This is a genomic window from Streptomyces sp. NPDC057963 (genome assembly GCF_042887155.1).
Taxonomy (GTDB): Bacteria; Actinomycetota; Actinomycetes; order Streptomycetales; family Streptomycetaceae; genus Streptomyces.
Map to the genome: position 1 here is coordinate 84,026 of NZ_JBHVPX010000020.1, position 12,760 is coordinate 96,785.

The 12,760-nt window shown below is 71.7% G+C and carries 9 protein-coding genes, 3 tRNA genes and 1 pseudogene; 8 read left to right on the top strand and 5 right to left on the bottom strand.

Annotated elements, in window-relative coordinates; translation table 11 throughout:
* The first annotated feature begins 216 nt into the window (after nucleotides 1-216).
* The 8 genes from ACFVT1_RS32935 (at nucleotide 217) to ACFVT1_RS32970 (ending at nucleotide 5,139) form a co-directional block, all read left to right on the top strand.
* Nucleotides 217-552 (top strand): Lsr2 family protein, encoded by a 336-nt coding sequence (locus ACFVT1_RS32935; protein WP_389802156.1) that lies wholly within the window; start codon nucleotides 217-219, stop codon nucleotides 550-552.
* Between the two features lie 209 nt (nucleotides 553-761).
* Nucleotides 762-833, top strand: a tRNA-Gly gene (locus ACFVT1_RS32940).
* A 98-nt stretch (nucleotides 834-931) separates the two neighbouring features.
* A tRNA-Gly gene (locus ACFVT1_RS32945) sits at nucleotides 932-1,004 on the top strand.
* A 234-nt stretch (nucleotides 1,005-1,238) separates the two neighbouring features.
* A complete protein-coding gene (locus tag ACFVT1_RS32950; protein ID WP_389802159.1) occupies nucleotides 1,239-2,267 on the top strand; it encodes an ABC transporter ATP-binding protein in 1,029 nt (342 codons plus the stop codon).
* Nucleotides 2,264-3,034: an ABC transporter permease gene (locus tag ACFVT1_RS32955; protein WP_362201198.1), complete on the top strand. Its 771-nt coding sequence runs from the start codon at nucleotides 2,264-2,266 to the stop codon at nucleotides 3,032-3,034. The genes ACFVT1_RS32950 and ACFVT1_RS32955 overlap by 4 nt, the downstream gene beginning before the upstream one ends.
* A 13-nt stretch (nucleotides 3,035-3,047) precedes the next feature.
* The gene (locus tag ACFVT1_RS32960; RefSeq protein WP_389802162.1) at nucleotides 3,048-4,436 is read left to right on the top strand and encodes a sensor histidine kinase; all 1,389 of its coding nucleotides are present in this window, start codon (nucleotides 3,048-3,050) and stop codon (nucleotides 4,434-4,436) included.
* A complete protein-coding gene (locus tag ACFVT1_RS32965; protein WP_361452393.1) occupies nucleotides 4,433-5,044 on the top strand; it encodes a response regulator transcription factor in 612 nt (203 codons plus the stop codon). Before ACFVT1_RS32960 ends, ACFVT1_RS32965 begins: the two co-directional genes overlap by 4 nt.
* A 22-nt stretch (nucleotides 5,045-5,066) precedes the next feature.
* A tRNA-Gly gene (locus ACFVT1_RS32970) sits at nucleotides 5,067-5,139 on the top strand.
* An 83-nt stretch (nucleotides 5,140-5,222) separates the two neighbouring features.
* Here the strand turns inward: ACFVT1_RS32970 and ACFVT1_RS32975 are convergent.
* The 5 genes and pseudogenes from ACFVT1_RS32975 to ACFVT1_RS32995 all read right to left on the bottom strand — a co-directional run.
* Nucleotides 5,223-6,137, bottom strand: a complete 915-nt coding sequence (locus tag ACFVT1_RS32975; protein ID WP_362201207.1) for a phosphoribosylaminoimidazolesuccinocarboxamide synthase — start codon at nucleotides 6,135-6,137, stop codon at nucleotides 5,223-5,225.
* Between the two features lie 265 nt (nucleotides 6,138-6,402).
* A complete protein-coding gene (locus ACFVT1_RS32980) occupies nucleotides 6,403-7,866 on the bottom strand; it encodes a N,N-dimethylformamidase beta subunit family domain-containing protein (RefSeq protein WP_389802166.1) in 1,464 nt (487 codons plus the stop codon).
* 332 nt (nucleotides 7,867-8,198) lie between these two features.
* Nucleotides 8,199-10,190 (bottom strand): hypothetical protein, encoded by a 1,992-nt coding sequence (locus ACFVT1_RS32985; RefSeq protein WP_389802169.1) that lies wholly within the window; start codon nucleotides 10,188-10,190, stop codon nucleotides 8,199-8,201.
* Nucleotides 10,191-10,488: 298 nt separating this feature from the next.
* Nucleotides 10,489-11,739 (bottom strand): phosphoribosylamine--glycine ligase, encoded by a 1,251-nt coding sequence (gene purD / locus ACFVT1_RS32990; protein WP_389802172.1) that lies wholly within the window; start codon nucleotides 11,737-11,739, stop codon nucleotides 10,489-10,491.
* Between the two features lie 202 nt (nucleotides 11,740-11,941).
* Nucleotides 11,942-12,760: pseudogene (locus ACFVT1_RS32995) on the bottom strand (DNA polymerase III subunit gamma and tau); the annotation flags it as partial.

Below are 12,760 nucleotides of genomic sequence, written 5' to 3' on the forward strand. Positions count from 1 at the left end.
ACCGGGACCACACATAGAAGGCTGACACGCGGAGTTAATTGGATGGGCTTCACAATGCGGCACCCACCGCTGTACAAATGATTACCGGGGAATGCAGAATTGCCCCTAAACAGTCGACACCGGTCGACTCACATCCGCCCACATCCGCCTGACAGCCGGAAGGCCGGCATCAGCGCATGTCAGACGCGCCGATGCCGTAGGAAAGGACCGATATCCGTGGCTCAGCGCGTAGTGGTCACCCTCTTCGACGACATCGACGGGGGAGCAGCGACGGAAACGGTCACCTTCGCCCTGGACGGGAAGTCGTACGAGATCGACCTCAACCAGTCCAATGCAAAGAAACTGCGCAAGGCTCTGGCGCCGTACGTGGCGGCAGGCCGAAAGCAGACAAATGCCAGCAAGCACGGCAGGACCCCCACCTCGTACCGGCACACCGCACTCGCCCCCGCCCCGGCGGCCGTGCGCGCCTGGGCCCAGTCCCACGGGATGGAGGTGCCGGCTCGCGGCCGGATCCCCAAGAAGGTCTACGAGGCGTTCCGCGAAGCCAGTTGAGACCCCGGCCCACCGAGAGGGGTGCCGACGGGCCCCTCCGAAGAGGCATCGACAGGCCGCCGGAGCGTTCGCGGCGGTGCGCTTCGAACGCTCCGGCGCACGCCTCGACGACACCCCGCGGCCACCGACTTGCGCTACACCCCCGCAGGTCGGCTAAAGTCTGGAGCACGCCGAGGGGCAAGGCCGCAAAGCCGAACCTCACGCAGCGTGCGGGTGTAGTTCAGTAGCAGAACATCCCCCTTCCAGGGGGAAGGCGCAGTGTGCAATTCCTGTCACCCGCTCTGCATCGCTCTCGACGACCACTTCGGTGAATCGGGTAGAGTAGTGCTCGCACCGCTCAATGGATCCCCTTACCAGGGGTACAATAGGCGGCAGCAATGCGGACGTGGCTCAGTTGGTAGAGCATCACCTTGCCAAGGTGAGGGTCGCGAGTTCGAATCTCGTCGTCCGCTCTTGATCGGATTTTCAGAAGGCCCTGGTCGATATCGACCAGGGCCTTCGCCGTATTCCCGACCCGATCCTGTTCTCTGCCTCGCGGTTCCTTGCCCGGTGGTTCCTTGCCTCGTGGTTCCTTACCGCGTGGTGCCTTGCCCCGCGGCCTCTTGCCCCGTGCGCATGACGTTTGTCATGAGCGTTGGTGACAGCTCGCACTGCTCACGGCGGCGCCCCGGCGGAAACCTGTAGGCATGACCAGCGACGACATTCCCAGCAACCGTGCGGGCGGCGCCGTGGCGGACATCACAGCCGGTTCCGTGACCGATTCCCGCGCCGACTCCGTGATCGAGGCGAGCGATGTCCGGCGGTGCTATACCGGCGGCTTCACCGCCGTGAGCGGGGTCTCCTTCTCGGTGGCGCGCGGTGAACTCTTCGCGCTGCTCGGTACGAACGGCGCCGGAAAGACCTCCACCGTCGAACTGCTGGAGGGTCTGGCCCGACCCGACGGCGGCACGGTGCGGGTACTCGGCCACGACCCGTACCGCGAACGCGCCGCCGTCCGGCCCCGGATCGGAGTGATGCTCCAGGAGGGCGGCTTCCCGTCCGAGCTGACGGTCACCGAGACCGTACGGATGTGGGCGGGCTGCACCAGTGGCGCCCGGCCGACCGGCGAGGCGCTGGACCTGGTCGGGCTCTCCCACCGGGCACACGTACGGGTCAAACAGCTCTCCGGCGGCGAACGACGCCGCCTCGACCTCGCGCTGGCCCTGCTCGGCCGGCCCGAGGTGCTGTTCCTGGACGAGCCGACCACCGGGCTCGACGCCGAAGGACGGCGCGACACCTGGGCGTTGGTACGGCGGCTGCGCGACGACGGCCTCACCGTCCTGCTCACCACGCACTACCTGGAGGAGGCCGAGACGCTCGCCGACCGGCTGGCGATCATGCACCGGGGGCGGATCGTGACGGCGGGCACCACCGCCGAGGTGACGGCGGCCCGCCCAGCCCGCATCCGGTTCGAGTTGCCCGAGGAGGTGCCGGCGGCGCGGCTTCCGCTGTCACTGCGCGCCGCGGCCGACGGCCGCCGGATCGAGATCCGTACCCGGCGACTGCAGGATTCACTGACCGAACTGCTGCTCTGGGCAGGGGAGTCACACGTACAGCTGCTCGGGCTCGATGCCCGGTCCGCCTCGCTCGAAGAGGCATTCCTCGACATCGCGCAGAGCGCGTCGGAATCGGAACCGGCATCAGAGCCGCGGACCCGGAAGGCGGCTGCCGCATGACCGGCACGACGATGTCCGGGCGGCTGAACGCCCTCGGGCGGGCCGAGCTGACCCTGCTCGCCCGAAACAGAACGGCGGTCTTCATCGCACTGCTGGTGCCCCTGGCGATGGTCGTGGCGATGAAGTCGACGCTGGAACAGGTCGATCTGGGCGGGACCGGGCTGACCGTCGCCGGGGCGGCGCTCAGCGGCGGCATCGGCATGGTCCTGATGCAGGTCGTGTACATGAATCTGGTCGCCACCTACGTGGCACGGCGCGAGGACCTGGTCCTGAAGCGGCTGCGTACCGGGGAGATCACCGACCGGGAGATCCTCGCCGGGACCGCACTGCCGTCGGTCGCGCTGGCGCTGGCGCAGGCGGTGCTGGTCGTGCTGGCCGGTGCGGTCCTGTTCGGCCTCGGTGCACCGAAGCGGCCCGAACTCCTCGTCGCGGGGCTGCTGGCGGGCATGGTGCTGCTGGCGGCGCTGGCCGCGGCCACCTCCGTGGTGACCCGCACCGTACAGACGGCGCAGATCACCACACTGCCGCTGTTCCTCGTCTCGATGGTGGGCTCCGGGCTCTTCGTACCGCTGGAGGTCCTGCCGGACCGGGTGGCGTCCGTGTGCGAGCTGCTGCCGGTGACCGGCGTGATGACGCTCGTACGGGCGGGCTGGCTCGGCGGGGCCGACGGGCACGACCTGCTCGTGGCCGGGCTGGGCGCGCTGGCCTGGACGGTACTCGCCGTGTTTGCTGTCCAGTGGTGGTTCCGCTGGGAACCTCGACGCTGAGGAGGGGTGCGCGGTGCGGTGGTGGTGGCGGGTGCGGGGCTGGCACGGCCGCAGCGGGTTCGACAAGGTCGACCTGTACACGCGCGGCACGCTGTACGGGCTGGTCTGGATCGCGGTGCTGATCCAGGTTCTGCTGTCCCTGACCCGGCCCGTGCGCGGAGCGGCCCCCGTCGCGCTGATCGTCCTGGCGGTCCTGCTCGCGCTCGCCCAGGGGGTCGGCGGGACCCGGCTGATCGCCAGGGGGCTCGACGAGTATCTGGGCCGAGGGGCCGTGGAGCGGCGACTGGTCGCCGTCGGGGCCGTCTCGATGGTCGCGGACGTGGCGGCGATGCTGACCCTCGCCCGGTACACGGGCATGCGCGAATTCCCCGAGCTGGGATCTGTGCTCGGCGCCTGTGTCGTGCCGTTCTCCTGCGCGTTCGTGCTCATCGTGCCGGGCTGGGTGTCGGCGCTGCAGCAGGCCGCCCTCTCGATTGGTGTGTGCCTCGCGGTGGGGCTGCTCGGTGGCGGCAGCGCGCTGATGAGCTCCGCGGTCGCCTCGACGGTGATCGGCACCGGCCTGATGTCCGTCACCACGCGGATGTCCGCCTGGACGCTGGGGGTGATGTGGAAGCTCCGCGAGGCGCGGGACGTGGAGACGCGGCTGGCGGTCGCCGAGGAGCGGCTGCGGTTCGGGCGGGACATGCACGATGTCCTGGGCCGGAACCTGGCCGTGATCGCGCTGAAGAGCGAGCTGGCGGTGGAGCTGGCCCAGCGCGGCAAACCGGCGGCCGCGGATCAGATGGTCGAGGTCATGCGCATCGCCCGCGCCTCCCAGCAGGAGGTGCGCGATGTCGTACGGGGCTACCGGGAGGCAGATCTGAGCACCGAACTCGTGGGCGCGCGGAGCGTGTTGCGGGCGGCCGGCATCGGCTGCGAAGTGGCGGCGGACGGCGGCGGCGCGCTGCCCGCGCCCGTGCAGGCGGCGCTCGGCTGGGTGGTGCGGGAGGCGGCGACCAATGTGCTGCGGCACGGCGATCCGCAGCACTGCACGATCCGGCTCCGCACTTCGGCGGGCGCGGTGGTGCTGGACGTGGAGAACGACGGGGCGCCGTCGGCCGTCGCCGGACCGCGCGATTCCGGGCTGGGCGGCTCCGGGCTGGCCGGGCTGCGGGAGCGGCTTCGGACACTCGACGGTTCGCTGGACGCGGGTCCGGCGGGGAACGGTCTGTTCCGGCTGACGGCCACGATCCCGCTGTCGCACCCCGCCACGGCTCCGGCCTCTGCTTCTGCCTCTGCCTCTGGCCCTGTCTCCGCCTCTGACTCTGGCTCTGCCTCTGGCCCTGTCTTCGCCTCTGGCCCTGTCTTTCCGGTGGCTCCGCCGCCCCAGGATCCCCCGGCCCTTCAGGAGGAACGACGATGACGGCGGTACGGGTGCTGCTCGCCGACGACGAGCATCTGATCCGGGGCGCTCTGGCCGCGCTGCTCGCTCTGGAGGACGACCTCGTGGTGGTCGCGGAGGCGGCGACCGGTCCGGAGGCGCTGGCCATGGCGCGGGCTCACCGTCCCGATGTGGCGGTCCTCGATCTGGAGATGCCGGGCGCCGACGGTGTGAGTGTCGCCACATCCCTGCGGGCCGAACTGCCCGGCTGCCGGACCATGATCGTGACGAGTCACGGCCGGCCGGGACATCTGAAACGAGCACTCGCGGCGGGCGTGCGGGCCTTCGTACCGAAAACCGTCAGCGCCCGGCAGCTGGCCGGGATCATCCGCACCGTGCATGCCGGAAACCGTTACGTGGACCCGGAGTTGGCGGCCGACGCGATCTCCGCCGGGGACTCGCCGCTGACCGCGCGCGAGGCCGAGGTGCTGGAGTTGGCGGCCGACGGGGCGCCGGTCGCGGAGATCGCGGAGCGGGCGTCACTGTCGCAGGGAACCGTACGGAACTACCTCTCGGCGGCCGTCTCGAAGCTCGGTGCGGAGAACCGGCATGCGGCAGTGCGTCTCGCACGCGAGCGAGGATGGGTATAGTGGTGCTCGCGCTTCGGCGCTTGCGGACGTAGCTCAGTTGGTAGAGCGCAACCTTGCCAAGGTTGAGGTCGCCAGTTCGAACCTGGTCGTCCGCTCGGTTCAGCAAGAAGCCCCCGGCCCTTCGGCCGGGGGCTTCTTCGTGTTCCGGGAGGGGTCGTCCGGCCCCGGTGGACTGCCCCTACTGCCAGGGCGTGCCGGTCAGGAGTTCGTACGCCTCCAGGTACTTCGCCCGGGTCGCGTCCACGATCTCCTGGGGCAGTGCCGGGGGCGGCTGCTCGCTCCTGCGGTCCCAGCCGGAGGCCGGTGAGGTCAGCCAGTCGCGCACGAACTGCTTGTCGTAACTGGGCTGGGCCCTGCCCGGCTCCCAGGTGGCGGCGGGCCAGAAGCGCGAGGAGTCCGGAGTCAGCACCTCGTCCGCGATGATCAGCTCCTCGCCGCCGTCGGCCGTGGGAGCGAAACCGAACTCGAACTTCGTGTCGGCGAGGATGATCCCGCGCTCGCGCGCGATGTCACGGGCCCTGCTGTACACGTCCAGCGTGGTGCGGCGCAGCTGAGCGGCGGTCTCCGCGCCGACCTGGCGGGCCACCTCCTCGTAGCTCACGTTCTCGTCGTGGTCTCCGACGGCCGCCTTGGTGGCAGGGGTGAAGATCGGCGCCGGGAGTTCGGAGCCGTCGACGAGTCCCTCGGGCAGGGCGAGGCCGCAGACCGTGCGGGACTCGTTGTACTCGACGAGGCCGGAGCCGGTGAGATAGCCGCGGGCGACGCACTCGACCGGGACCATCCGCAGGGACCGGCAGATCAGCGTGCGGCCGGCCCAGTCCGCGGGGGCTCCGGCGGGGAGCTCCGTGGACAGGACGTGGTTCGGTACGAGATCGCTGAGCCGGTCGAACCACCACAGCGAGAGCCGGGTGAGCACCCGGCCCTTGTCCGGGATCTCGGTCGGCAGGACCCAGTCGTACGCGGACATGCGGTCGCTGGCGACCATGACGAGGTCGCCCGCCTCGTTCCGGTACAGGTCGCGCACCTTGCCGGTGTGGAGGTGGGTGAGCCCCGGGACCTGCACTGGCTCGGGCTTTTCTACAAATCCGGACACGCTGCCTCCGCGTAGGTTGATCCAGGAGTCGTTCCGATTCTCCCGTACCGGGGTGCGTTCTCCCGTATCGGGGTGCGGCGGAGTGGAGCGCGGGCGTCCGTGGCGCCGAGTGCCGTGGCCGCAAAGGCGCTTCGGGCGTGAGCCCCGGAGGCATCTCGGGCAGCGGGCCTCAAGGCCGTTCCGGAGGCGCTTCGGGGAGTGGGCCTCAGGGCCGCTTCGGGCGTGAGGCCCGGAGGCGCTTCGGGGAGCGGGCCTCAGGGCCGCTTCAGGCGTGCTTGCAGATGCGGTCGAGGAGATTGGCGGTGGCGCGCTGGATGCGGGGGTCCACATGGCCGGGGCGGTCCAGGGCCGGAGACCAGGCGAAGGTGCCGGAGGCGAAGACGAGTGCGCCGGACGGGGCCCGGTACAGCGAGGTCTCCTGGTGGCGCTTGACTCCGTCGCTGTCCAGGTACGGGGAGTGGGCGAGCAGGATGCGGCTCTCGTGTTCGGGGAGTGCGATGCGTGGGAAGTACCGGTCGGCCTCACCCGCTACCAGGCCGTCGATCTCGTCGCCCTCACAGGCGCCCGTCGCGTCCCACAGCCAGTGCTCGGCGTTCCGTACGACCAGTGGGTGCGGATCGGGGACCCGGCCCGCGTACTGGATGCCGAGGAGCTGTTGCTCGGGGCGGTCGATCTCGCGCCAGAGGGCGGGCTTTCCCGGGCCGTGGCGCTTGCGGCAGGTGAGCAGTCTGTCCGGCACGCCGGACGGCGACGGGGAGAGGCTCACCTGCCAGTACATGGTGTTGGCGGAGAGGAAGACGAGCGACGTGCCTCCGTCGCGGGCGAGTTCGGCGGTGTGGCGCATGGGCACCGACCAGTACTCGTCGTGGCCGGGGAAGACCAGGCCCCGGTAGCGGCTCGGGTCGATCCGGCCCGCGTGCAGATCTCGGGTGTCGGCGTACGCGATGTCGTAGCCGTAGCGCTCGGCCCAGCGGATGAAGTCGTAGGCATGACCGACGTGGAGCGGCAGACCGGCGCCCGCGTACGGGCGGTCGAAGGAGACGGTGACCGCCGCGTCCTCCTCGCCCAGGAGACGACCCTGCTCGTCCCAGGCGTGATAGAGGCTGGCGCCGGTGTGACCGTCCTCCGGGTAGAGGTTGTAGGCCTGCCAGGTGATGTCCGGCAGAACCAGCAGGAGATCGGCCGGATGCGCGTCGCGGACCGTGAACGGGATGTGGGAGCGGTACCCGTCGACCGTGGTGAGCACGGCGACGTACGCGCCGATCGACCAGTACGAGGGGATCTGCAGCCGCCAGGACTGCCACCAGTGGTGGCAGGAGACCGTACGGTCGGCGGTGAGCGGGGCCGGCTGGACGATGCCGGAGATCCGGGGGCTCGTGGTGATCTTGGCGGCGCCGTCGCCCCCGTAGTGGCCGATGCGGTAGATGTCCACGGAGAACTGCTGGGGCGGGTCCACGGTGACGTGGAAGTCGATCGCCTCGCCGGGGGCCGCGGCTCCCGTGGAGATGAAGCCCTTGATCTGGTTGTGCACATCGTCGGCCGTATGTGTGCCGCCGTCGGTGGAACCGCGGGCCAGGGTGGGGTCGGCGTACCAGGGGACGACGTGTCCGGTGTCGTCGAAGTAGTTCTCACTGCCGCGCAGCCAGGGCAGGGGGCCCTGGCCGAAAGGATCGGAGACGGCGTGCGCGAGGGCACCGGACTCCCATCGACGAATCTGCTCCGCCCCCATACCGCTTCCCTCCCTCGGCCCCCCGGACAACAACGGTGAGACAACGGCTGGTCGTCACGGGTGACGGCCGACGGCGATGTCACCAGTGACCGTCTCCGGCCGTGCGTCATCGGTGCGCCAACAGTGATGCGCCGACTGTCAGCGTCGATCCCCAGCACATCACATAACGCATGCAGTCCGTCACCGTTCGTCGCGAATTGACGTGAACGGAACGTATCCTTCCGGGTATTGAGGCGTGAAAGCCCCTTCCGACGTTGCCCGTGAAAGGGGTGGGAAGGGTGGGGATGCTGTGGTTCGGCTCGGTCGTCGAGTCTGCCGACGGGGCCCGTGGTTCAGACGAGACGGACGGGTTTGTCGGTGCGTACGCCGACCGTCGCGAGCCAGGAACGCAGCGGTTCCGCGTCACCGTCCTCGACCAGGCTGAGGACGGTGACGCCCAGATCTGCCCGGCGCTCGCCGTCGACCAGCAGGGCGGGGCCGTCGAGCCAGTCGAGCCCGGGTGCCGCGCCCGCCGTGTCGACGGCGGCGCAGCAGACCATCGCCGCGACGTGGTCGGCGAGCAGTTCGGTCCCCGTACGGGGCGGCTGGAGCGGGAAGAGCGGGAGGGGGCCGGGGCCCCAGATGTCCAGGCCGTCCCCGCCCGCGCGAGCGGTGCCGGGGGCGCCCGCCGGGCCGGACGTGCCGCCGGCCCGGGGTTGTTGGGCCGCGGCCTCCTCGCGGGCCACCGCGGCGCTGATCCCCGCCGCGAGCTCCTCGCCGCCGCCTCTCCGGCCCGCCAGGTGCTCGACGACACGCGCCAGCGTGGGCACTCCGGCGTCGATGGCGACGCTGCCGATGTCGTTGGCGTCGATGTCGTTGGCGTCGATGTCGAGGGCGATGGCGTCGACGGCGTCGTTGGCGTCATTGGCGTCGATGTCGACGGCGAAAGCCTCGGTGCTGGTGCCGCCGATGTGGTTGGCGCCGGTGCCGGTGCCGCCGATGTGGTTGGCGCCGGTGCCGGTGCCGCCGATGTCGGTGGGGAGTACGGGACTGCCGGAGCCGGAGCCGGAGCCGGAGCCGGGATCGGGACCGGGATCAGGACTGGGACCGGGATCGGGGCTGCCGGTGGACTGCGCGGGCGCCGTGCCCATCGAGTCGAGGACGTCGAGGACACGGTGCAGGCGGGCGGCCTCGGTGCGCCACTTCCGGTCGACCACCTCCTCCGGGTACTGCTGCCAGTCAACCGGCGACCAGTCGGGACCGGACTCCGCCGGGCCGCCGTGGAAGAGCCGGGCCGCCAGCAGCGACGCCGCCTCGTCGGCCGCGCCCGGCTCCTCCAGGAGGTCACAGGCGGGGCGTTCGCCGAGCCGCGAGGAAAAACCGTCGGCGAGCCGGTCGCGGCGGGAGAGCTCGGTGAGGGCGGACACGACGCCCGCGTCCAGCCGGGACGGCCAACGGCCCATCTGCCAGGCGGGCAGCGCGACCCGGGTGAGCAGCCGGTCCCAGCCCGCGTAGGCGAGGCCGACCTGCTCCTGGGCGACGATCCGCAGACCGTAATCCACACGCTGTGCACGAACGGACGCGGCGGCGGCGACGCCCCGCTCCATCTCCGCGACATGACTGCGACAGCTGCGCAGCAGCAGCCGGGCGATCCAGCCGACGAAGACGCGCGGCACCGAGCGCACCCCGGACAGCGGACCGGATACGGGCACGGACGCATCGGCGACCGCTCCGTCCAGCCCCCGTACGAAACGGCGCGCCGCGGCTATGTCGGGATGTGCGGAAGGGCCCGTGCCCGCGACGACCGGGGCGAGCACCGCCCGTAGCTCCGCGACCCGCATCCACCACAGGAACGGCGAACCGATGACCAGCACGGGAGCCGCCTGGACCCGGCGACGGGACCGGCCCGCCGACCGCGCCACGCGCCCCGCTCCCGCTCCCGGTCCTGCCGCGGGCTGCGCAGAGGGGTGTGTGCGGTCCTCCAGCCAGCTGTCGCAGTCGGGGGTGAGGGCCATCGCCGAGGGCGCGGGGACCCCGAGCCGGTCGGCGAGGTCCCTGACCAGGCGGTAGAGATCGGGCGCGGCTTCCTCCGCGAGCGGAACGGTCGGGCTCATCGCCGGCCTCGCCCGCACGATCGCCAGCGCGACCACCGCGGCAAGCAGGAGCACGACGACTGCGCAGACCGCCACGGCCCAGCGCGCCGTGTCCCAGCCGCTGCCGACGGCGAGTCCCTCCGCGCCGGCGACGAGCAGCACGACGGCGACCGCCGCAGGCAGGATGGCTGCGGCTGCCGCTCTGCTGCGGATGCGCAGCAGAGCGAGAGCTCGGGCGCGCGCGTTCTGCACACCCGGCTCCTCACTTGCACCGGTACCGGACACGGCCGGACGTCACCCCCTCTGCCCCCGCGGCGGTGTTGCTCACTCCCCCACTGTGGCACCCGTCACTGACATCGCAATGCCAGTGGGCCAAGTGCCGGAATGCTTGCGCCGCACCCTAGTTGGGGCCTCGGCGGGCGTCATCCGGATGGCTCAGTCGTCACTCGATGGAATGGCTTTGGGCAAAGGTGCTGGCGCGCCGCCGTCCTTGGGGCAGTGGCGCGTCAGCGGGTGCCGGTGTCCGGTCCCGGGCCCGGCGCGACCGGGCTCAGGCTTCTGCGGCCTTCCGGGCGATGTCCGTGCGGAACTGCGAGCCGTCGAGCCGGATCCGGGACACCGCTGTGTAGGCCCGTTCGCGGGCGGCGGCGAGGTCCTTGCCGGTCGCGGTCACGGACAGCACCCGGCCGCCCGCGCTGACGATCGCGTCGCCGTCCCGTCCGGTTCCGGCGTGCAGGACGTACGCATGCGGGGCATCCTGCGCCGCCACGTCGTCGAGCCCTTCGATCGGGTCGCCCGTCCGCGGCGTGCCCGGGTAGTTGTGCGAGGCGATGACCACGGTGACGGCGGCCTCGTCGCGCCACTTGAGCGGAGGCAGCTCGTCGAGGGTGCCGTTGGCGGAGCCCAGCAGGACACCGGCCAGCGGGGTCTTCAGACGGGCCAGGACCACCTGGGTCTCGGGGTCGCCGAACCGGGCGTTGAACTCGATCACCCGGACGCCGCGCGAGGTGATCGCGAGGCCCGCGTACAGCAGTCCGGAGAACGGGGTGCCGCGGCGGCGGAGCTCGTCGACGGTCGGCTGGAGCACCGACTGCATGACCTCGTCGACCAGCTTGGGGTCGGCCCACGGGAGCGGGGAGTACGCGCCCATGCCACCGGTGTTCGGGCCCTGGTCGCCGTCCAGGGCGCGCTTGAAGTCCTGCGCGGGCTGGAGCGGCACCACGGTGGTGCCGTCCGTGATCGCGAAGAGGCTGACCTCGGGACCGTCGAGGAACTCCTCGATGACCACGCGATCGCAGGCCAGCGCGTGGGCACGGGCCGCCTCGACGTCGTCGGTGACGACGACGCCCTTTCCGGCGGCGAGGCCGTCGTCCTTGACGACGTACGGGGCGCCGAAGGCATCGAGGGCGGAGTCGATCTCGGCGGGGGTGGTGCAGACGTAGCTGCGGGCGGTCGGGACGCCGGCCCCGGCCATCACGTCCTTGGCGAACGCCTTGGAGCCTTCCAGCTGGGCCGCCTCGCCGGAGGGGCCGAAGCAGGGGATGCCCGCGGCGCGCACGGCGTCGGCGACCCCGGCGACGAGGGGCGCCTCCGGGCCGACGACCACCAGTTCGGCGCCCAGGTCGGTGGCGAGGCGCGCGACGGCATCGCCGTCGAGAGCGTCGACCGGGTGCAGTTCGGCCACCTCCGCGATTCCGGCGTTGCCGGGAGCGCAGTACAGAGCGGTGACGTCGGGGTCGAGGGAGAGAGAGCGGCACAGGGCGTGTTCGCGGGCGCCGCCGCCGATGACGAGGACCTTCACGGGGTGCAGCCTAGCTGCCGGGGCGCGGCGGCCCCGACGGACGGCCGCTCCGTGGACACCTCCGAGCTCACCGACCGCCCGGTAGGGGCCCGTGCACGGCCGGCGGTGTCCGGGCTCCTCGCTGCTGCTCGCCGGGAACCACTACTCGTCCGGAACCGCTACTCGTCTACTCGTTGAGATCCGGTCTACTCGTGGGGAACCGCTACTCGTTGGTGAACTCCTCCACGACCGTGGCGCCCAGTTCGCGGACGATCAGGTCGTGGCCGGAGAGCGCCGAGTCGACGAGGTCCGGGTCGTCGGCCTCGGGGGTGTCGTCCTCGGGAGCGACCGGGCGCGGGGGCTCGGACGCGGCGTACGACTGCGGTGCGGGCGCTGCGGCGGATGCGGCGTTCGGCTGCTGGTGCGAGGCCGGTGCGGGCCGGGGTTCGTCACTCTGCTGGGGCGCGGGGGCCGGCCGCTGCGGCGGCGGAGGGGCGGTGGACGGGCGGCCGCCCCCGGTCTGCGGGGGCGCGCCCGCGCCGCCCGACGGGTCGACGATCGCCTCGATCTTCCACTGTGCGTTGAACCGCTCGGCAAGGGCCTGCCTCAGCACTTCCTCGCTTCCACTGCTCGCGAAATTGTCGCGCGCGCCCGCGTTCAGGAAACCGATCTGGACGGTGGTGCCGTCGAAGCCGGTGACCTGGGCGTTCTGGCTGAGCAGGATCCAGGTGAACCGGCGGCGGTTCTTCACGGCCTCCAGGATGTCCGGCCACATGTTCCGCACCTGGCCGGCACCCTGCGTCATCCCGGGGACCGGCTCGGCGGCGGGCACCGCTGCCGCGGGCGCGGCCTGCGCCGGAGCGGGGGCCTGCGCGGCCTGCGGGGCGGGCGACTGGCCGGGGGCAGAAGCGGTGGGCCAGCCACCGGGGCGGCGGCCGGATTCCGGCGCGGCGGCGGTGGGCCAGGCACCAGGACGCTGCCCTCCCGCGGAAGGCGCGGCCGGGGCCTCCTCGGCCGCCGGCTGCGGGGCGGCGGGCGCCGG